Below are 20,637 nucleotides of genomic sequence, written 5' to 3'. Positions count from 1 at the left end.
GTTCAGGGGCGGGTGTTGCAGTTTCCGGTGCCGTTGCGTCCGGGTGTGCATTGATGCTTGGATTTTGAATGAAGTGACGCAATGACCTTCCGGCAGCCGCCGTTGTTTTCAACGGAGACCATGCCGATGCGCCTTGTTCTGACGGTCCTTTTTCTGCTGCTGGCGCTAAGCGCCACGGCGCTTGCCCATGAATCCCACAAGGGGTTCAAATATGAGAGCTATTGCTGCAATGGCGACGCCGAAACCGGCGATTGCCAGATGATTCCCACTCGAAGCGTTCGCGTCACGCAGGACGGTTACGAAGTCTCGCTTGCACCCGGCGATCATCGGCTGGTGACGCGGCGGCATGTCTTCAACTGGTCGCAGCGTGAGGCAAGACGGTCCGAGGATGGCGAATATCACCTCTGCCTGTTTCCGGATGAGGACACGCCACGCTGTTTTTATGCGCCTGATATGGGGTTCTGAGATGTTTGCGGCCGGCTCTCTTCGATCCGCTTGAGTATCCAGTCGCGAAACAGCTTTATCTTGCGAATGTTCCTGCGGTTTTCAGGGTAGACGAGCCAATAATGCTTTCCTTCACTGCTGAGGTGCTCGAAAGGCTGATAGAGGCGGCCGAGTGCAACCTCGTCCGCATAGAGTTCAGGGGTGAGCATGGCCACCCCCTGGCTGGCGATCGCCGCTGCGGCCTCGAAGGCCTGCACATTGAGACGGCTGCGGGGGAAGCGGCCTAGTTCCGGATTTTCGATGCCCACTTCCCGGAACCACTGGCTCCACCAGATGTCGCCGGGATCGATGATGCGCAGGCGCAGAAGATCCTCCGGCTTTTGCAACCCGCCAATGCTATCGGCAAGGCTCGGATGCAGCATCGGCGTATAAACGCCCGGCAACAGCCTATGATAGATCAGCCCTTTGCCATCGTCGCTGCTCCAGCGGATGGCGACATCGCAGTCGGATTGGGCGAAATCGATCAATGTGTTCGAAGTGTCGAGCCGCACGGCGATAGAGGGATGTTCAAGCTGGAAAGCACCGAGATGCCGCGAAAGCCAGCGGGATGCGAACGTGGCGGTGGAGTGAATCGTCAAGGTCGCGTCGGAGGTGTCGCGGACATTGTCGACGGCCTCCCGTAAACTGTTGAAGGCTTCCGCAACCTTCGGCGCCAGTTTCTGCCCGGCCTCGGTCAACGCAACCTGCCGCGCTTTTCTGATGAAAAGCGGCTCGCCGATGTTCTCTTCCAGCAGTTTCACCTGATAGCTGACCGCCGTCTGCGTCATGCCCAGTTCCTCGCCAGCCCTGGTGAAGCTCAGATGCCGGGCGGCTGCTTCAAACACGCGCAGGGCGTTCAGGGGGAACTGGCGTGACATTTTCATGGATAAGTTCTCTTTATGCCAACGGCCAAAGGTTTCATTGGTTTTTATTCAGAAAACAAAGCATTTTTAGCCCAGTTCATCAACTGAGCTTCTAACACTTTTTTGAATGGAGACGAACATGCGCACAGCACTCTTGCGCGCGTGGTCCCGCCTGCGCGCGGGTCTGCGGACAGCGGAACGGTTTGCCCTTGAAAGCCTTACGCCAGACAATCTGGCCGATGAAAGCCTGCCCGACGGGCTCAGGCGTGATCTTGGTCTTGAGGATGGCCGTGTTGATTTTCGTTGCGATGGGTTTCGGCGGAAAATGCTTGCAGCAACTCGGCCGCCACAAGGGCCGCTATGATTGCAGGGCGCTTGTCCCTGACGCCATAACCGCCGATGGGTAAAATGAGTTTTGCAAGGCGGGAAGGGGGCTCTCCCTCCCGCTCCAGCCAATGGGCGAAGGTGGCGCGTTTGGTCTTCGAACCAATCATGCCGACATAAGCGAGATCGTCGCGGGCAAGTGCTTCCCTGGCGATGAGGAAATCAAGCGCGTGATCGTGGGTGACGATGATCGCAGCCCCGTTTGCCGGGATTTTCGCAACGATTGCCTCCGGCACGGGCGTCAGCACGGATGCGACGCCCGTTGAAAGATCGCGCAATTCGTTTTCACGCGTTTCCACGACAGTGACGGTCAAAGGCAGGAGCGACAGGGCCTCAGCCAGCGCCTTGCCGACATGGCCTGCCCCGAAAATGAAGACGGCGGGCTGTTGTTCGGCTTCGCCCTTCAGCCTTGCCTTGAGTGCGGCCGCGAGTTCCACCGTTACCCGCCTGAACCGGAGCAGGGTGCGCCCGCCGCAGCATTGGCCGATTTCGGGCCCAAGCGGAATATCCATGCGGTCTTCGGCGGCACCTGTTCGCAACATGGCGCGGGCGTGGTCTATCGCCATATATTCGAACTGCCCGCCGCCGATGGTTTCCCACAGCGCCTCCTGGCTGACCAGCATGAAGGTTCCCGCCTCGCGCGGGGATGAGCCTTTCACGGCTTCGATTTCCACGAGGATTGCGGCGGGGGCAAGGGCGAGAAAATCGGATAGTGAGGTGTCAGGCATTGATGCTGGCCCCCTCATCCGGCGCTTCGCGCCACCTTCTCCCCGGCGGGGAGAAGAGATTTGTCGCACTCTTGCGAATTTTCCCAAAGGCCGTTGATGTGAGCGAAACGGTGGCTCCGGGTTTCTTCTCCCCGCCGGGGAGAAGGTGGCGCGAAGCGCCGGATGAGGAGGCTTGGCCGCATGGATACGTCCTCACACCTTCTTCAACCGTTCCACCGCCATCAGCACCCGCTCGGGCGTTGCCGGCGCATCGAGGCGCGGGCAGACCTTGTAGTCGGCGACCGAGGCGACGGCCATGGAGAGCGCTTCGAGAACCGAGATTGCCAGCATGAACGGCGGTTCACCGACGGCCTTGGAGCGGCCGATGGTTGGCTCGGCATTTTCCGACCATTCCGCCAGTTGCACGTTGAAGATTTTCGGCCGGTCGGAGGCGAGCGGGATCTTGTAGGTGGAGGGGGCGTGGGTGCGCAGCCGCCCCTTGCCGTCCCACCACAATTCCTCCGTGGTCAGCCAGCCCATGCCCTGCACGAAGGCGCCTTCCACCTGGCCGATATCGATGGCCGGGTTCAGCGACTTGCCGACATCGTGGAGGATATCGGTGCGTTCCATCATATATTCGCCGGTGAGCGTATCGATCGACACTTCGGAACAGGCCGCGCCATAGGCGAAATAATAAAACGGCGTGCCGCGACCGGCGGCGCGATCCCAGTGGATTTTCGGCGTCTTGTAAAAACCGGCGGCGGAAAGCTGCACGCGGGCAAAATAGGCCTTTTTGATGAAATCGTTGAAGGCGATTTCCTCCAGCCCGATCCGCACACGGTTCGGCAGGAAGACGACCTCTTCTTCGGGAACATCCCAGTTCTCGGCGGCGAATTTGACCAGCCGTTCGCGGATTTGGCGGGCGGCGTCATAGGCCGCCATGCCGTTGAGGTCCGTGCCGGAGGAGGCGGCGGTGGCGGATGTGTTGGGCACCTTGCCCGTGGTCGTGGCTGTTATCTTCACCCGGCCGATATCCACCTGGAAGGCATCGGCCACCACCTGCGCCACCTTGGTGTAGAGGCCCTGGCCCATTTCCGTGCCGCCATGGTTCAGATGGATCGAACCGTCACTATAGATGTGCACCAGCGCGCCCGCCTGATTGAAGGCGGTCATGGTGAAGGAGATGCCGAATTTCACTGGCGTCAGCGCAATGCCCTTGCGGATAACAGGGCTGGTTTTGTTGAACTCGACGATTGCCTGCCGGCGCGCACGGTATTCGCTGGAGGCTTCCAGTTCCTCGACGACGCGGGCGATGATATTGTCCTCGACCTCCTGATGATAGGGGGTCGTGGTGCGGTCCGAGCCGGTCTCGCCGTAGAAATTGAGCTTGCGGATATCGAGCGGGTCCTTGCCCACCGCATAAGCGATTTCCTCGATGAAACGCTCAGCCCCGAGCATGCCCTGCGGACCACCGAAACCGCGAAAGGCGGTGTTGGAGACGGTGTGGGTTTTCAGCGGCCGGGACGTCAGATGCACATGCGGATAGAAATAGCTGGAATCGGCGTGAAACAGCGCACGGTCCGTGACCGGGCCGGACAGATCGGAGGAGAAACCGCAGCGCGCCGCATAGGTGGCGTCGACGGCGTGGATGCGGCCTTCGTCATCGAAGCCCAGCTCGTAATCGACGCGGAAATCGTGGCGCTTGCCGGTGGCGGTCATGTCCTCGTCGCGGTCGGGACGGATTTTCACGGCCCGGTTCAGCTTCTTGGCGGCAATGGCGCAAAGGGCGGCGAACTGGTTGCCTTGCGTTTCCTTGCCGCCGAAGCCGCCGCCCATGCGGCGCACCTGCACCGTGACGGCATTGGACGGCACCTTGAGCATATGGCTGACGATATGCTGGATTTCGCTCGGATGCTGGGTGGAGCTCCACAGCGTCACCTCGTCATCCTCGCCCGGCACGGCCATGGCGATGTGGCTTTCGAGATAGAAGTGCTCCTGCCCGCCGATCCGCATCGTGCCGGTCAGGCGGCGGGGCGCTACGTCCATTTCCAGCCTGGCGTCGCCGCGCTTCAGCGTCATCGGGTCGATGACGAGCGCGCGGCCATTTTCAATCGCCGTGTCGATATCGGTGAAATGCGGCAGGTCCTTATAGACGATTTTCGCCTTGCGGGCGGCCTTTCTGGCGATATCGCGGGTTTCGGCGAAGACCGCGAAGATCGGCTGGCCGTGAAATTCGACCTTGGTTTCGGCCAGCAGCGGCTCGTCATGACGCCCGCCGGAGGAGATGTCGTTTTCGCCGGGCACGTCCTTGGCAACCATTACCCAGAGCACGCCGGGTGTGGCCTCCACGTCCGAAAGGTCCATCGATACGATTTCGGCATGCGCCCGATCGGAAAGGCCAAGCGCGCCGTGAACGAGGCCGGCGGGTTCGGGAATATCGTCGATATATTCGGCGCTGCCCGTCACATGCTTATGGGCGGAATCGTGCCTGAGCGAGGCGTGCATCGGGCCGTCGATCTCGGTTTTGGTCTTGTCGAAGCTTGTGGTGTCCATGATTCAAGCTCCTCCTTCGTGAATTGCGGCATATGGCAGCGATAATAGGCCCTCATTCCTGTGCTTGTCACAGGAATCCAGCCAGCCCAAGTCCTTGGGCTGAAGGGAGCCTTTCGCCACGCAGACGCGTGTCGACTGGATTCCTGTGACAAGCACAGGAATGAGGGAGGTGGGGAGGCTTGCTCTTTCCATGATCAAGCCTCCGCCAGCGAGAAACGGCTGAGTTCATGCTTTTCGCCCGAAGTCTCAAGGAAGAAGCGCGTCAGCAGGTTCTTGGCCGTCAGTTGCCGGTATTCGGCGGTGGCGCGCCAGTCCGTCAGCGGTGTGAAATCATCGTCCAGCGCATCACGCGCCGCGTCGATCGCTTCCTGCGACCAGGGCTTGCCGAGAAGTGCCGCCTCAAGATGTGTTGCCCGTTTCGGTGTGCCCGCCATGCCGCCAAAGGCGATGCGGATGTCTTCGACCGCGCCCTCGGCGTCGAGCGTCAGATTGAAGGCGGCGCAGAGAGCCGAAATATCCTCGTCGCGGCGCTTGGATATCTTGTAGACGGCATAGTGGCTTTCGGGTTTCTGAAACGGGATGAAGAGTTTTTCGACGAATTCGCCGCTCAGCCGGTCCTGTTTGCCATAGTCGATGAAGTAGCTTTCCAGCGGCACGGTGCGGTTGCCGGAGGAGGAGCGCAAGGTGAGCGTCGCGCCAAACGCGATCAGCGCCGGCGGTGTATCGCCGATGGGCGAACCGTTGGCGATATTGCCGCCGATGGTTCCCATGTTGCGCACCTGCTCGCCGCCGAGGCGGTCGAACAGCCGGGCAAGCGGCGGGAAATGCTGCGCGACGGTCTTGAAGGCCTGGCTGTAGGTGACACCGGCGCCCAGCGTTACGCCCTCTTCGCCCACGGTAATGCCCTGCAAGTCGCCGAGATTGTTGATGAATATGACCGGGTTCAGCGCCCGCATCTGTTTGGTCACCCACAGGCCGACATCGGTGCAGCCGGCGACGATGGTCGCCTTGGGTTCGGCGGCGTAGATTTCGGTCAGGGCAGAGAGCGTTGCCGGAATGATGGTGCGGTCCTCGCCGCGCGTCACCACGATCGTCTCGTTGGCGCTGATCGCCCAGAGCCTCGCCATGATATCGGTACGGTCGCGTTGCAGCGGGTCGAACAGCGCGCTCGGGCGGGCGGCTGCGATCTTTTCGGCAGCCCGCACGATCGGCTCATAACCCGTGCACCGACAGAGATTGCCTTGCAGCGCCTTTTCGATGTCGGCGCGGGCGGGGCTTTCGCTGGAAAGCCAGAGACAGTAAAGCGACATGACGAAGCCCGGGGTGCAGAAACCACATTGCGAGCCGTGGAAATCCACCATTGCCTGCTGCACGGGGTGAAGCGTGCCGTCGCGGGCGGCCAGATGCTCCACCGTCACGATATGGGTGCCGTGCAGCGAGCCTAAGAAGCGGATGCAGGCATTGACGCTTTCATAACGCAGCGAACCATCGATGAGCCGCCCCACCAGCACCGTGCATGCGCCGCAGTCGCCTTCAGCACAACCTTCCTTCGTCCCGGTCAGCCGTCTTTGAAGGCGGAGATAATCGAGAAGCGTGTCTGTCGGTCCGAAACCCTTCAGCAAAACCGTTTCGCTGTTGAGGATGAAGCTGATCGCGTCGTTCATGCACTGCCTTGCTTTTTTGTCCGGTTGAGCCGGTTCCTAATCTACTATCTATGCACGCCCGGGCGCGCATATCGATTTCCGTTTTGGCAATTCATTGTTTCCCTGACGGAAAGAAACGCCGTTGATTATTGTGCCGTCCAGCCGCCATCCACGGAAATATGCGTGCCGGTGATGTTGCTTGCGGCGTCGCTTGCCAGAAACAGTGCTGCGGCCGCCACATCATCGACGGTGACGAATTGCTTGGTCGCCTGCAATTCCAGCATCACGTCGTTCTTCACCGCCTCTTCGCTGATGCCGCGCACCTTCGCCATTTCAGGTATCTGTTTTTCGACGAGAGGCGTCAGCACATAACCGGGACAGATGGCGTTGACGGTGACGCCGGTCTGGGCAAGTTCGAGCGCTGCCGTCTTCGTCAGGCCCATGATGCCGTGCTTGGCCGCCACATAGGCCGATTTGAACGGCGAGGCGACGAGACCGTGGGCAGAGGCGATGTTGATGATACGGCCTTTGCCAGCCTTCTTCATCAGCGGTATCGCAGCGCGCATGGTATGGAACGAACTCGTCAGATTGATGGCGATGATCCAGTCCCATTTTTCGGGCGGAAAATCCTCGATCGGGGCGATATGCTGGATGCCAGCATTGTTGACGAGTACATCCACCGAACCAAGTTTTTCGTGGGCGGTGTGAATGAGATCGGCGATCTCGTCCGGTTTAGTCATATCCGCCGGGTGGTAAAGCACGCGGCCGCCACTTTCGGCTTCCAGCAAAAGGCGGAGTTTTTCGATCTCGTCTTCGTCGCCGAAGCCGTTCAGCACGATATTCGCGCCCTCTCTCGCAAATGTCTGGGCGATGGCAAGGCCGATACCGCTTGTGGAGCCTGTCACGATAACTGTCCGATGCATGCTTTCCCCTTTTTGCATTACTTCGCACATGTTTAACCAACGTATGCCCAAAGGGGGCAGGCTGGCAATCGCGATTTAGAGCGCCATTTCGGGGGAGGCCCGCCGGGGACACGATATGGCACGCCCATCCATTTTTCCGAAGCTAAGCATCCAGATTTTGCGCCAGATTTTGCATTTGCCTGAAGGGCCGCCCGTCCCTATCTCTCAGGCAATCAAACAGAGGTATCGCCTATGGAACTCGGTCTTTACACTTTCGCGGATGTCAATCCCAACTCCACCGATGGCCGTGGACCGGAAGGTGCGCGCCGGCTGCGGGAACTTCTCGAGGAGATCGAGCTTGCCGATCAGGTCGGGCTCGATGTCTTTGGCCTCGGCGAACATCATCGCCCGGATTATGTCGTGTCCTCACCCTCCACCGTGCTTGCGGCGGCGGCGGTGAAGACGAAGAACATTCGCCTGACAAGCGCCGTCTCGGTTCTGAGTTCGGACGATCCTGTTCGGGTCTTCCAGCAATTCTCAACCGTCGATCTCCTGTCGAACGGCCGTGCCGAAATCATGGCCGGGCGCGGCTCCTTCATCGAATCCTATCCGTTGTTCGGTTACGACCTCGAAGACTACGACGTGCTGTTTTCCGAAAAGCTCGATCTGCTTTTGGCGCTGCGTGAAAACGAGATCGTCACCTGGTCCGGCACCAAACATCCGGCCATCAATGGGCGCGGCGTCTATCCGCGCCCGTTGCAGGAGCGTCTGCCGGTGTGGATCGCGGTTGGCGGCACGCCGCAATCGGTGGCGCGGGCTGGCGCGATGGGACTGCCGGTGGCGCTTGCCATCATCGGCGGCGAATATCGCCGTTTCGCGCCGCTGTTCGATCTCTACCATGAGGCCGCACGCCGGGCGGGGCAGGAAAAGACCAAGCTGCGTACCAGCATCAACGTGCACGGCTTCATTGCCGACACCACCGACAAGGCGGCGGACCAATTCTACGGACCGCAGGCGGAGGTGATGAACCGCATCGGCCGCGAGCGCGGCTGGGGTCCGACGAACCGTGCGCATTTCGATGCGGCGCGTGGACCGGAGGGCAATCTTTTCCTCGGCGAACCGGAGCTGGTGGCGGAAAAGATCATCAAGGCGCATGGCGTTTTCAGGAACGACCGTTTCCTGTTGCAGATGGCGATCGGCCTGATGCCGCATGACCAGATCATGCGCGGCATCGAGCTTTATGGTACGAAAGTCGCCCCAATCGTCAGAAAAGAATTGACGGGGAGTGCCGATCCGGTGAAAGCCACGGCCTGATTATTACTAAGGCGGGTATCTCGATACCCGCCATTCAGAACGACGGACGGAAACATGGTCATCTCCACCGATGAAGAACTGGTTTTGCTGAAGGATATCGGCCGGATTTGCGCCGTGGCCATGCAGACCATGGCGGACGCGCTGGAGCCCGGCATCACCACTGCGGAGCTGGATGCGATCGGTCGCAAGGTGCTGGAGGATAGTGGCGCGCAATCGGCGCCGGAGTTTTGCTACAAGTTTCCGGGCGCGACCTGCATCAGCGTCAACGAGGAAGTGGCGCACGGCATTCCCGGCCCCCGCATCATCAAGGCGGGCGATCTCGTCAATATCGACGTCTCGGCGGTGAAGAACGGTTTCTTCGGCGATACGGGCTCGTCTTTCGCCGTGCCGCCGGTGAAGAAGGACATTGAGCGGCTTTGCCGCGATGGCAGGCGCGCCATGTGGACAGGCTTGCAGCAGGTGAAAACCGGGCGGCCTTTCGCCGATATCGGCAACGCCATCGGTGCTTTTGCGAAAAAGAACCGTTACACGCTGATCACCAATCTGGCGAGCCACGGCATCGGTCGCTCCCTGCATGAGGAGCCGAAGGAGCTGGCGACCTGGCCGGACAAGGGCGAGCGGCGCATCATGCAGGAGGGCGTGGTGTTCACCGTCGAGCCTTTCCTGTCGACGGGTGCCTATTGGGCCGAAGACGGCGATGACGATCCCTGGACGCTCTACAGCGATCCGAGTGCGCCGACCGTTCAGTACGAACATACCGTGGTTGCGACGAAGAACGGGCCGCTGGTGCTGACGCTCGCCGAGTGACAGATAAAGAAGGCTTATAACGCCAATCAAAATAACTGGCTTGTTCCTCATTCACGCGATTGCGATAAGCCGTGCATGAGCATCGACAAGCCACTTTCCGCCAGACATCTGACCGCGCTCGGTTTTGCCGGCGCCCTGATGATGGCCTCCGCCATGGGCTTCGGCCGTTTTTCCTTCACCCCCATTCTGCCCGGCATGATGGCGGATGTGCCTCTGTCGGCGGGGGACGCGGGCATCGTCGCGGCGGGAAATTTTGCCGGTTATCTGGCGGGAGCGGTGCTGGCCGCCTATTCCTGGGGTTCGGGACGGGAGCGGCTGGTCGCGCTTTGTGGTCTGTTTTCCACCGCCGCATTGCTGCTTGCCATGGCCGCCTTCAACTCCGTCGCGGCCTTTACCATCATCCGGTTTTTCGCCGGTGTCGCCAGTGCGATGACCATGATCTTCACCTCGCAGATCGTCATCGGCCACGCCATGAAGGCCGGCAAGGATCATATTCAGGCGCTGCATTATGGCGGTGTCGGCGCCGGCATCGCGCTTTCCTCGCTTGCGGTCTATCTCATCGGCGTGGTTTTTGACGGCGGCGGTTCCTCCTGGAGGGAGGAGTGGATCGCCGGTGCCGTGTTTTCCTTCGTGACATTCCTTCTCGTCTGGCGGGTGCTGCCCGCAGGGCCTCCCCGGAACGCTTCTTCGGCGGCGGAGCCGCCGCTCAAATGGACGAAGCCGCTTTTTCTGACGACACTTGCCTATGGGCTGTTCGGTTTCGGTTACGTCATCACCGCCACCTTCATCGTGGCAATCGCGCGCATGGCCGCCGCCGGCGCTTTCGTGGAATTTCTCGCCTGGTTCGTCACGGGATGCGCGGCTGCCGTCTCGCTTTTCCTCTGGAAGCCGGTCATGAGGTCGCAAGGGTTGAAGCGCGCCTTCGTGATCGTTCTTGCCGTGGAAGCTGTCGGCGTATTTGCTTCCGTCATGCTGCCGCCCGTGCCCGGTGTGCTGGCGGGCGGCCTGCTTCTCGGCCTGACCTTCATGGTCATCACCGCCTATGGTCTTCAGCTCGGTCGAGAGTTCGCCGGACCAAGCCCGCGCCGCGCCTTCGCGCTGATGACGGCTGCCTTCGGCACGGGGCAGATCATCGGGCCTCTGGCCGCCGGCTGGATCGCCGAGGTGACGGGAAGCTTTACGGCACCAAGCATTCTCGCCTCCGCCGTTCTCGTCGCCAGCATTCTGCTGATGCTTCCGGTCCTAGCCACGGAGCGGCGGGGCTAAGCCCGCCAGCCGCTTTTGCCGCTCTCAAGGGCGATATTCGAGGTCTTTTGCGGGGTTCGATCCGCCGTCTGCGCCTTACATCTTGTTAAGGTCGTCGCTTCTCCGTTGCTGTGCACAAATTTCTGCCCTAGGTTCGGGACAACTAGTGCTTCGCCAATAATGGCCGATTTCAAACGCGCGTGAGTTCTAAACGTGTTTCATTCCTTCTTTCCCAAGCCGAAATTGTTCTTCACTTCGGCCGTCGTCTGGGCTTTTTTCGCCATTCTTGGATGGTACTTTATCGTTGAAGGGCTAGGCAGGTCCTGGGGCTACGTGATGCCCGAGCAGGAGCCTTACGATCTCAGCTATTTTCTGGTTCCCGCAAATCTGTTCTTTTACGCCTATCTCGCATCCTGCATGGTGTTGTTCGGGGGCATCTGGACCGTTTTGGCCAAGGATCACCCTTGGAAGCTCTGGTCCATATGGGGGTCACTGCTGATCATCGCGGTGACCTATTTCGGCGTTCAGATTTCCGTGGTCATCAATAATTTCCGGCGGCCTTTCGGCGACCTTCTGCAAAATGCCCTTTCAAAACAGCCGGGTATCGAAGTCTGGGATTTCTACAGTCTTCAAATCGTCTTTGCCAAGATCGCCTTTCTCAGCATGGCGGTTTCGATCCTGACGGACTTCTTCACCAGCCACTACATCTTCCGCTGGCGAACCGCGATGAACGACTTCTACATGTCCAAATGGGAAAAGCTGCGCCACATCGAAGGTGCTTCGCAGCGCGTTCAGGAAGACACGATGCGTTTTTCCTCCACGCTTGAGGCTCTGGGCATTACCCTGATCAATTCGGTGATGACGCTAGTTGTGTTTCTGCCGATCCTGTTCGCGCTGTCATCCTATGTCTCCGAATTGCCGATCCTCGGCGAAGTGCCGCATGCGTTGTTCTGGCTGGCAATTGTCTGGTCCGTGTTCGGCACGGTTCTTCTGGCAACCGTCGGCATCAAGCTGCCCGGCCTGAATTTCCGCAACCAGCGTGTGGAAGCGGCCTACCGCAAGGAACTGGTCTATGGCGAGGATCACGCCGACCGCGCCCAGCCGCCGACAGTCAAGGAACTTTATTCGAATGTGCGGAAAAACTATTTCCGCATGTACTGGCACTATCTCTATTTCAACGTCGCTCGGTATTTCTATATCCAGGCCGATGCGGTGTTCCTGCTTCTGATGCTCGTTCCCACCATTGTGGCGGGCAAGATCACCTATGGTATCTACCAGCAGATCGCCACGGCCTTCGGTGCAGTCAGCAATTCGTTTCAATATCTGGTCAATTCGTGGACGACGATCATCGAGCTGCTTTCCATCCACAAACGTCTTGTGGCCTTCGAAGCCGCTATCGACGATCAGCCCCTGCCGGATATCGACCAGCGTTATCTGCAGCGGGAAGCGGAAGCCGGGGAGCTGGCCGCCAACAAGCCTTGACGGAAAACAAAAAAAGGGCGGCCGGTTGGTCGCCCTTTTTTCATGACAGGAGGGGAGGTTTCCAACCTTCGTCATAGACCAGAGAGTGTGAGGGACTTTACCCCTCGGTCTTCTGTTTCCTGCGCGCCTCGATCATCGGCATGGCCTCGGCATAACTGACGCAGGCGACGTCGTCCCTGCGGCAGACTTCGCGCAGCAGCCGCTCATAGGCGTTCCAATAGGCGCCGCCATTCATCTTCACGAAATGAAAGCCCATCTGCAAAGGGATACGCTCGCCGTTGTACTGCTTGTCGAAAGCGGTGCGGAAGGCGGCGTAAGCGCGGTCCTCGAATTCCTGCGCGCGGTCAGGTGTTTCGATGCCGATGGAGTGGCGGATGAAGAGATTATAATCCATGGCGATGATCGGGCGATTGCCGGGGCCTTCCGGTATAAGCGGCAGTCCGAAATGTTGGATACCCTCGCGCTCCACCGGCCATTCCGGCCCCTTGGTGACGCTGGTGGCGTCATAGACGAAACCGTGTTTCTTCTGCGCGGCGGTCAGCGCCGGTCCCTGCGAAAGATAGGGTGCGCGAAACCCGTCGATCTTTTTGACCATGTCGCGCCAGCCCTCGGGTTCCTCGCCCTTCTTGCCGATCATCTGCCAGGCGTTTTCCAGCGTGCTGGTGAAGGTGGTGAACTCGCCGTCCCATTGCTCGGGCGTCCATTGCCCGCCATCGAAATGACCGCAGGTGTGGTTGCCGATTTCATGGCCTTCGCGATGGGCCGCCCAGATGTTCCTGAGCCGGGCTTCCACTTCCTCCGGCGACTGGCCGAAGCCGACATTGGAGCGGCCGGCCTTCTGGCCGGGGCCCTGATAGGTCTTGGCGCTGGTCTTGCGGTCCATCACCAGGGTGCAGGCCAGAAAATAGGTGAAATGCGCGCCCACTTCCTTCGCCGTCGCGCGGCTTCTTTCCCACAGCGTATTGTCACCCGCGCCATCGAAGGAGACGATGACGAGCTGCTTCGGCTTCTCCGCATTTTCGGCAAAAGCGGGAAGGGCAAGGCAGAGCGACAGGGAAAAAGCAGTCAATGGGCGAAACATCAGGCATCCGTCATGTGAAATACCGCTGCCTTTTGCGGGTGGAATAAGGCGAAGCTTTGAATAAACTGGCTTTTTTACGTCTTTCAGCCTAATTCGTTTTCTGCGTCGCGGTGATAGGGCCGCATTCGTTCCACCGGGGGACCGTGTTCCAATGCTTTTTCTCATACTCTGTCTTGCCTTGTTTTTCCTGACGCATCTTTTGAAGGTGTTTGCGCCGCAATTTCGCGCGCGGATGATCGCGAAGATGGGAGAAGGACCGTTCAAGGGCGTCTATTCCCTCGCAAGCCTCGTAACGCTCGGCCTCGTCATCTTTGCGTTCGGCGAGGCGCGGCAGGAGACAGGCATGCTCTGGTATCCGCCGGTCTGGATGAGCCACATCGCTGTGACCCTAATGCTGCCCGCGATGATCTGTCTTGTCGCCAGCCTCATACCGGCTGGCCACATCGCCACGAAGACGAAGCATCCGCTCATTCTGTCCGTCAAGATCTGGGCGCTGGCCCACCTTCTGGCGAATGGCGAGACGTCTTCCATTCTTCTCTTCGCCTCCTTCCTCGCCTGGGGTGTGGTGATGCGGATTTCGCTGAAGCGCCGGGAAAGAGCGGGCGAAAAGGTGGTTCGTCCCTTCGTCTCCGGTCGCTACGATCTGGCGGCCATCGTCGGCGGCGTCGTTCTCTGGGGTGCTTTTATCCTGAAACTGCACGAATGGTTGATCGGCGTTCAGCCGATCGCCATGTAGGAAATCAACGTTTCCCCCTTACATATCAGGTAAAATAGGCTAGAAGGCCGACCATGACCCGGTTGGCCTGACTTTCGCTGACCCGGGTAAGCGGCTTGGTATGTCTGCGGACGGATGGATCGGCGACGATCTCCACGCGGGTAACGGAGAATTTGATGGCAAACGAAAATGATACCTTTATCCGCGAAGTGAACGAGCAGATCCGTTCCGAGCAGCTTTCCCGCTTTTGGGGCCGCTACGGTATCGTGGTCGTTGCTGCGGCCGTTCTCGTGGTTGTGGGCGCCGCCGGTGCCGGCATCTATGAATACTGGAACACCAGCCGTGCTTCCAATTCCGGCGACCAGTTCCTTGCGGCGCTGAAGCTTGCTTCCGAAAACAAGACGGACGATGCGCTGAAGGCCTTTGCCGATCTCGAAACCTCCGGCCACGGCAATTATCCAGTTCTGGCGAAGTTCCGTTCCGCCACGCTGCTTTCGCAGAAGGGTGATGCGGCCGGCGCCATCGCCGCCTTCACCGCCATCGGCAACGACACCTCCGCGCCGCAGGTCTTCCGCGATACGGCGAAGGTGCGCGCGGCCTGGCTGCTGGTCGATAACGGTACGTATGATCAGGTCGCAGCACTTGCGGAGCCGCTCAGCGCCGAAGGCCAGACCATGCGCGCTTCCGCGCGCGAAGCGCTCGGTCTTGCCGCTTACAAGGCCGGCGATTTCGTCAAGGCTAAACAATGGTTCGAGCAGATCGTCAGCGACGCGCAGGCACCGCGCAACGTGACGAACCGCGCGCAGATCATGCTCGACAATATCACTGCTTCGGGCAAAGCTGTCTAATACAGCTTTCCCACCTCCAAGGATTAACGATCAATGAGCTTCACCGTCGCCATAGTCGGGCGCCCCAATGTCGGCAAGTCCACGCTTTTCAACCGTCTGGTCGGAAAGAAGCTGGCGCTTGTGGACGATACGCCGGGTGTCACCCGTGACCGCCGCCCCGGCGACGCGAAGCTTATCGACCTTCGTTTCACCATCATCGATACCGCCGGTCTGGAGCAATCCGGGCCGGAAACGCTTCAGGGCCGCATGTGGGCGCAGACGGAAGCGGCGATCGACGATGCCGATGTGACGCTTTTCGTCGTTGACGCCAAGGCAGGCTTGACGCCCGCCGACGAGACGCTGGCCGAAATGCTGCGTCGTCGCGGCAAACCGGTGGTGCTGGTGGCCAACAAGTCCGAGGCGCGTGGTTCGGATGCGGGCTTCTACGATGCCTTCACGCTGGGTCTCGGTGAGCCTTGCGCCGTCTCTGCCGAACATGGCCAGGGTATGATCGATCTGCGCGACGCCATCGTCGAGGCGATCGGCGAGGATGTAGCCTTTCCGCCTGAAGTGGACGAGGCGGAAACCGATATCGTTCTTCCGCGTCACGAACCGGGCAGCGAGGAAGAGGAAGAAGAAGAGCCGGTTTATGACGAGACCAAGCCGCTGCGCGTCGCCATTATTGGCCGACCGAATGCGGGCAAGTCCACGCTCATCAACCGTTTCCTCGGTGAAGACCGTCTGCTGACCGGCCCGGAAGCTGGCATTACCCGCGACAGCATTTCCGTTGAATGGGACTGGCGCGGCCGCACCATCAAGATGTTCGACACGGCCGGCATGCGCCGCAAGGCCAGGGTGATAGAAAAGCTCGAAAAGCTTTCCGTTGCGGATTCGCTGCGTTCCATCCGTTTTGCCGAAACGGTGGTGATCGTGTTCGACAGCACCATTCCGTTCGAAAAGCAGGACCTGCAGCTGGTCGACCTCGTCATTCGCGAAGGCCGCGCCGCTGTGCTTGCCTTCAATAAATGGGATCTGGTCGAAGACCCGCAGGCATTTCTTGCCGATCTGCGTGAGAAGACCGAGCGGCTTCTGCCGCAGGCCCGTGGCATCCGCGCCGTGCCTATGTCCGGCCAGACGGGTTATGGCCTCGACCGGCTGATGCAGAGCATCATCGACACCGACAAGATCTGGAACCGTCGCATCTCGACGGCCAAGCTCAACCGATGGCTGGAGTCGCAGACGACGCAGCATCCGCCACCGGCCGTCTCCGGCCGTCGCCTGAAGCTGAAATACATGACGCAGGTCAAGGCCCGCCCGCCAGCCTTCATGATTTCCTGCACCCGACCGGAATCGATTCCCGAAAGCTATACGCGTTACCTCGTAAACGGCCTGCGCAAGGATTTCGACATGCCGGGCGTGCCGATCCGTGTGCATTATCGCGGTTCCGACAATCCGTTCGAGAGCAAGGCGAAAAAGAAGCGGTGATTGGCCGTCGCTTTTGAGGCATGGTGTTTCTTCTCCCCGTGGGGGAGAAGGTGGCCCGAAGGGTCGGATGAGGGGGCAACCTCTCCGTATACTGCCGACCTCGCCCCCTCAACCCGCTGCCGCGACCTTCTCCCCGGCGGGGAGAAGAAACGAGTGGTGGCCGCTCGTCCAACACCCTGTTTTTGAAGAGTAAAAACCCATGTTGATCAAGCAGACCGACTATCACCGGATTTACCGCGTCATCAACAGTCTGCTCGTCAACGACAATGCCGACCCTGCCACGGCGTGCATGTATTTCAGCACTTTCGGCGCCTTCATCCTCCAGCAGCACTACAAGATCAAGGCGGTGCCGAAGGGTGGGCTCGCCGCTTATAATCTGGGTGGAACGGTCATGCTTTTTGCCGACCATCGCGACGATGGTTACGTGACGGGCGCTGGCGACAATTTCCATTGCTGGGTCGAGGCGGACGGATGGGCGATCGATTTCATGGCGCCCGCGTTTTCGCAAAGCGCGCAGGGATTGGCGGTGCCGCCGAAGATGTTTCAGCGTCCGCTGCCGGCAATGGCCGCGTCCATCAACGATCTTAATCAATCCGGCGATTTCTTCTATCGCTCCGAGCCCGAAGCCACCGCAAGGCGTTTTGCCGACTGGCACAAACAGGCAATGATCGGTGATCTCGCAAGTGTGGCCGCGAACTGGTTTCGAAAGTCACCGAAACAGATGTCGACGTCGCTTTCGGTTACGGAGCGGGACGGCAAAATCCGCACGGTGCCGCTTTCCGGCCAATCGCTCGTTGGGGCTTGGTGAAGGCAGGTTACGCCGCACGACGTCGTTCCCGAAGGTTTCGGCGATAAAAGGCCTTTTGATTTATAAGGGCAATCGTTGTTACAAAGACTGATGTCAACAGCGACGGGATTGACGTGTTCACATGGCCGATGACACCATTTCAATAAGCTACACGCCTGACCCAAAACACGTCTCCGACTATGTGCTTGGCTATCAACATCAGGCCTATGAAAATTACCGCATGATTTTCGACACGTCCTGGGCTCGCTACTTTGCCTCGGCAAGAACCAATCTATCGTTGTTCTCAGCATTGGCTGCCGCCGTCATCTATTCCATAAGCCTGCCATGGTTCCCGGGCGTCTGGCAGGTTGTCGGCTATTGGGTTTTTGTACCCGCACCGTTTGTGGCTCTCGTCGTCTGGTACATTCTTTGGCACGGCTCGAGAAAAGCGGCGAAATCATATTACGAGGTTTGGGCGCGGTGGAACATCGCCCATGAGCGAATGTATTCGTCTCACTACCAGATCGAGATCGGGCCAGAGGGCTACAAGCAGATCTCACGACTGGACACCGTGCAGCTAAGCTGGGCACGTTATCACCTCGCAATCACGCCGGCGGACAATCTGGTGCTGGTTTTTCAGGGAACGGTTGCTGTCATACCCAACAGTGCCTTGCCATTCGCGCCAAAGGACGTTGTCGAGAAGATCAATCATTGGTGCACAGCCCAGCAAAAAGAGCTTCTTCCTCTATCCTGAAACGGCATCTCAAGGGGTTTGGTGCGGTGTCATCCGGAGAATTAGGACGGCCAGCGTGTACTCGCGGCAACCGCCTGACGTCAATCAGCAGCCCGACCCCGTTCTAAAGATAACGGCGGTCGCGTCCAGATCGTCTTGTGACACTCCCGCTGTGTTTCGTCCACCGTTCCCCGATAAAATATCGGGGATCAATGCGCCGCCCCGTCAGGCAAGCTGCGAACGGGACAGGAGCGGCAGGGATTTTCCGGCGGCATGAATGACATTGTCGAGGAATTGCCGCGACGCCTTCTCCCAGCTGTAGCTTTTGGAAAGCGCTAGCGCCTCCTGCGGCGAACAATGGAGGGCTGCAAGGCAGGCATCGCGAAGATTGTCGTTCAGTGCGCCTGCCGCAGGATTGCCGCCGAGAATGTCAATCGGCCCGGTGACGGGGAAGGCCGCCACCGGCACACCGCTTGCCAGCGCTTCGAGAATGGTGTTGCCGAATGTATCGGTCTTCGAGGGAAAAACGAAAACATCGGCCTGCGCATAGGCATCGGCCAGTTCCTCGCCGGTCTTGATGCCGGTAAACAGCACGTTTGGGTATTTTTCCTGCAACTCGTGGCGGGCAGGTCCGTCGCCGATCACCACTTTCGATCCGGGCAGATCGAGATCGAGGAATTCCGGCAGGTTCTTTTCCACCGCCACGCGCCCGACCGTCATGAAGATCGGCCTCGGCAGATCGAAAGGCAGCGTCGTTTTCGGGCGGGGATGGAACAGTTCGGCATCGATGCCGCGGCTCCAGCGCTTCAGGTTTTTAACGCCACGGGCTTCAAGCTCGGTCTCAAGGCTCGGGGTCGCCACCATGCAGGCATTGCCGCCATTGTGAAACCAGCGCACGAAAGCGTAGAGCCAGCTTTCCGGGATCGGGAAACGCGCCGCGACATATTCGGGAAAGCGGGTGTGATAGCTGGTGGAAAAACGCATATGGTTCTTCACGCACCAGCGCCGCGCCATGAAACCCAGCGGGCCTTCGGTGGCGATGTGCACGAAGGAGGGCTGGCTTTTTTCGATCTCCGCCGCGACACGGCGATAGCCGGCGACCGATAGGCGGATTTCCGGATAGGTCGGGCAGGGGATGCTGTAAAAACTCTGCGGCGTCACCATGTGCACATCCACACCCAGCCGCGCGAGTTCGGTGTTGGTGTTTTCTATCGAGCGAACCACGCCGTTGACCTGCGGGTGCCAGGCATCTGTGACAATCGTGATTCTCGTCATGAAACACCGATCCTGCTGATCTGCGCACGGGCGATTCCCCACCGCCGAGCTTCCGCCCGTATATGCGGCGCGCGTGTTACAGGAACATGTCAGGGTGGATGACGGCGGCAAGCGTGCTTTTCCCGCCAGCGGCAAGGCACACGGCGGGTGAAGTCATTCTTGGCATAAGTGCGGCATATTTGAAGCGTGCGGTTGTCCGCAACGTTCTCTTCTGTCCTCATCCCTGTGCCTGTCACAGGGATCCAGCCAGCTCAAGTCCTTGGGTTGAAAGGAGTCTTTCCGCCGCGCGGACGCGCAGCGGCTGGATTCCTGTGATAGGCACAGGAATGAGGGAGACCAGGATAACCCGCATGTGAAAATCCGCGTTCGCTCAGTTTGGCTGAACGTTATCCCACAAGCGGAAGAAGCTCGGGGCTGATCAGCGCGCCGTGATGGCCGATGACGGTTGCCGCCGCCCGTGCGGCGAAGATGGCCGCCTCTTGCGGTGAACTGCCCGTCACATAACGGGCGAGGAACGCGCCGTTGAAGCTGTCGCCAGCGCTTGTCGTGTCCACCACATCCACGGCCTCTACCGCCGGTGCGTGGCTGCGGTGACCGCCAAAATCGAGTGTCGCACCCTTCGCGCCGTCTTTGACGACGATATTGGCGACGCCGAGCGAACGGTAGCGATCGATGGTGGCCTCGACGGATGCGTCGCCGAAATGGCTGGCTTCGTCATCGAAGCTCGGCATGACCAGCGTTGCGGCGCGCGCGCCGTTGGTAATCGTCTCCAGCATCGTGTCCCTGTCGGACCAGAGGCGCGGGCGGATGTTCGGGTCGAAGACCACGGGTTTGCCCGCCGCTTTGGCGCGACGCAGTTCCGCCAGAAACGTATCGACATCATGTGGCGAGGCGAGAATGGCAAGCGTGATGCCGGAGAAATAGATGACGTCGGCGCTTTCCACCGTCTTGCGCAGGTGATCCGCATCGGCCGCGAGCTGTCTTGCGGCGGCGGCGTTGCGCCAATAGCTGAAGGTGCGCTCGCCATCCTTGAGGTTGATGAGGTAAAGGCCGGGCGTGCCGCCCTTGATGCGGCGGATTTTTTCCGTGCCGATGCCGGCATCCGTGATGAAGGTCAGCATGTCCTGCGAAAGAGGATCGTCACCGAGTGCTGTGAAATAATCGACGGACCAGTCGGCGGGCAGGCAGGCATGCGCATACCAGGCCGTATTGAAGGTATCGCCCGCAAAACCCTTGCGCAGCAGCCCGTTTCCGGCCTGCGACAGTTCCACCATGCACTCGCCAATCGACAGAAACCGTCCGCCCACGCCGTCATCCTCCCGTTGTTTTCAGCCATGCGGCTTACGACGAG

At 59.7% G+C, this 20,637-nt stretch carries 18 protein-coding genes; 10 read left to right on the top strand and 8 right to left on the bottom strand.

From position 1 onward, the window contains the following. Positions 1 to 126 precede the first annotated feature (126 nt). Positions 127 to 465, top strand: a complete 339-nt coding sequence (locus RS75_RS08295) for a hypothetical protein (protein WP_045019206.1) — start codon at positions 127 to 129, stop codon at positions 463 to 465. Here the strand turns inward: RS75_RS08295 and RS75_RS08290 are convergent. The 5 genes from RS75_RS08290 to RS75_RS08270 all read right to left on the bottom strand — a co-directional run bounded on the left by RS75_RS08290 (position 441) and on the right by RS75_RS08270 (position 7,556). Beyond that, positions 441 to 1,367 carry a LysR substrate-binding domain-containing protein gene (locus RS75_RS08290; protein ID WP_045019175.1) on the bottom strand — a complete coding sequence of 309 codons (927 nt, stop codon included), beginning with the start codon at positions 1,365 to 1,367 and terminating at the stop codon, positions 441 to 443. The genes RS75_RS08295 and RS75_RS08290 overlap by 25 nt on opposite strands. 239 nt (positions 1,368 to 1,606) lie before the next feature. Beyond that, positions 1,607 to 2,458 (bottom strand): xanthine dehydrogenase accessory protein XdhC, encoded by an 852-nt coding sequence (xdhC, locus tag RS75_RS08285; RefSeq protein ID WP_045019173.1) that lies wholly within the window; start codon positions 2,456 to 2,458, stop codon positions 1,607 to 1,609. 192 nt (positions 2,459 to 2,650) lie between these two features. Continuing rightward, a complete protein-coding gene (gene xdhB, locus RS75_RS08280; RefSeq protein WP_045019171.1) occupies positions 2,651 to 4,990 on the bottom strand; it encodes a xanthine dehydrogenase molybdopterin binding subunit in 2,340 nt (779 codons plus the stop codon). 194 nt (positions 4,991 to 5,184) lie between these two features. After that, positions 5,185 to 6,654, bottom strand: a complete 1,470-nt coding sequence (gene xdhA / locus RS75_RS08275) for a xanthine dehydrogenase small subunit (protein WP_045019169.1) — start codon at positions 6,652 to 6,654, stop codon at positions 5,185 to 5,187. A gap of 125 nt (positions 6,655 to 6,779) precedes the next feature. After that, a complete protein-coding gene (locus RS75_RS08270) occupies positions 6,780 to 7,556 on the bottom strand; it encodes a 3-hydroxybutyrate dehydrogenase (protein ID WP_045019204.1) in 777 nt (258 codons plus the stop codon). 231 nt (positions 7,557 to 7,787) lie between these two features. On the opposite strand from RS75_RS08270, the gene RS75_RS08265 reads away from it, so the two are divergent. The 4 genes from RS75_RS08265 (at position 7,788) to sbmA (ending at position 12,383) form a co-directional block, all read left to right on the top strand. Beyond that, positions 7,788 to 8,849, top strand: a complete 1,062-nt coding sequence (locus RS75_RS08265; protein ID WP_045019167.1) for an LLM class flavin-dependent oxidoreductase — start codon at positions 7,788 to 7,790, stop codon at positions 8,847 to 8,849. 54 nt (positions 8,850 to 8,903) lie between these two features. Next, on the top strand, positions 8,904 to 9,656 hold the full coding sequence (map, locus tag RS75_RS08260; protein WP_045019165.1) for a type I methionyl aminopeptidase: 753 nt from the start codon (positions 8,904 to 8,906) through the stop codon (positions 9,654 to 9,656). 75 nt (positions 9,657 to 9,731) lie between these two features. Further along, positions 9,732 to 10,922, top strand: a complete 1,191-nt coding sequence (locus tag RS75_RS08255; protein WP_045019163.1) for an MFS transporter — start codon at positions 9,732 to 9,734, stop codon at positions 10,920 to 10,922. 192 nt (positions 10,923 to 11,114) lie between these two features. Next, a complete protein-coding gene (sbmA, locus tag RS75_RS08250; RefSeq protein WP_045019161.1) occupies positions 11,115 to 12,383 on the top strand; it encodes a peptide antibiotic transporter SbmA in 1,269 nt (422 codons plus the stop codon). A 97-nt stretch (positions 12,384 to 12,480) separates the two neighbouring features. Here sbmA and RS75_RS08245 read toward each other — a convergent pair whose 3' ends face one another. Next, positions 12,481 to 13,464, bottom strand: a complete 984-nt coding sequence (locus RS75_RS08245) for a polysaccharide deacetylase family protein (RefSeq protein ID WP_045019159.1) — start codon at positions 13,462 to 13,464, stop codon at positions 12,481 to 12,483. Between the two features lie 151 nt (positions 13,465 to 13,615). Between RS75_RS08245 and RS75_RS08240 the strand changes: the two genes are divergently transcribed. From RS75_RS08240 to RS75_RS08220, 5 genes are all read left to right on the top strand, one after another. Beyond that, positions 13,616 to 14,200 (top strand): NnrU family protein, encoded by a 585-nt coding sequence (locus RS75_RS08240; protein WP_045019158.1) that lies wholly within the window; start codon positions 13,616 to 13,618, stop codon positions 14,198 to 14,200. 155 nt (positions 14,201 to 14,355) lie between these two features. After that, the gene (locus RS75_RS08235) at positions 14,356 to 15,027 is read left to right on the top strand and encodes a tetratricopeptide repeat protein (protein WP_045019156.1); all 672 of its coding nucleotides are present in this window, start codon (positions 14,356 to 14,358) and stop codon (positions 15,025 to 15,027) included. 33 nt (positions 15,028 to 15,060) lie between these two features. Beyond that, positions 15,061 to 16,491, top strand: coding sequence for a ribosome biogenesis GTPase Der (gene der, locus RS75_RS08230; RefSeq protein ID WP_045019154.1), 1,431 nt, complete (start codon positions 15,061 to 15,063; stop codon positions 16,489 to 16,491). 199 nt (positions 16,492 to 16,690) lie between these two features. Further along, complete coding sequence (locus RS75_RS08225; protein WP_045019152.1) at positions 16,691 to 17,299, top strand: DUF2026 family protein; 609 nt, start codon at positions 16,691 to 16,693, stop codon at positions 17,297 to 17,299. Positions 17,300 to 17,420: 121 nt separating this feature from the next. Further along, complete coding sequence (locus RS75_RS08220; RefSeq protein WP_045019150.1) at positions 17,421 to 18,032, top strand: hypothetical protein; 612 nt, start codon at positions 17,421 to 17,423, stop codon at positions 18,030 to 18,032. Between the two features lie 204 nt (positions 18,033 to 18,236). Here the strand turns inward: RS75_RS08220 and RS75_RS08215 are convergent, their stop codons facing one another. Further along, positions 18,237 to 19,286, bottom strand: coding sequence for a bifunctional monoglucosyl/glucuronosyl diacylglycerol synthase (locus tag RS75_RS08215; RefSeq protein WP_045019147.1), 1,050 nt, complete (start codon positions 19,284 to 19,286; stop codon positions 18,237 to 18,239). A gap of 386 nt (positions 19,287 to 19,672) precedes the next feature. Beyond that, complete coding sequence (locus RS75_RS08210) at positions 19,673 to 20,593, bottom strand: sugar kinase (RefSeq protein ID WP_045019146.1); 921 nt, start codon at positions 20,591 to 20,593, stop codon at positions 19,673 to 19,675. Positions 20,594 to 20,637 lie beyond the last annotated feature (44 nt).

Source organism: Rhizobium nepotum 39/7 (assembly GCF_000949865.1).
GTDB classification, from domain to species: domain Bacteria; phylum Pseudomonadota; class Alphaproteobacteria; order Rhizobiales; family Rhizobiaceae; genus Agrobacterium; species Agrobacterium nepotum.
The sequence above is the reverse complement of the archived record's forward strand: the minus strand, read 5'-3'. Positions and strand labels throughout refer to the sequence as shown.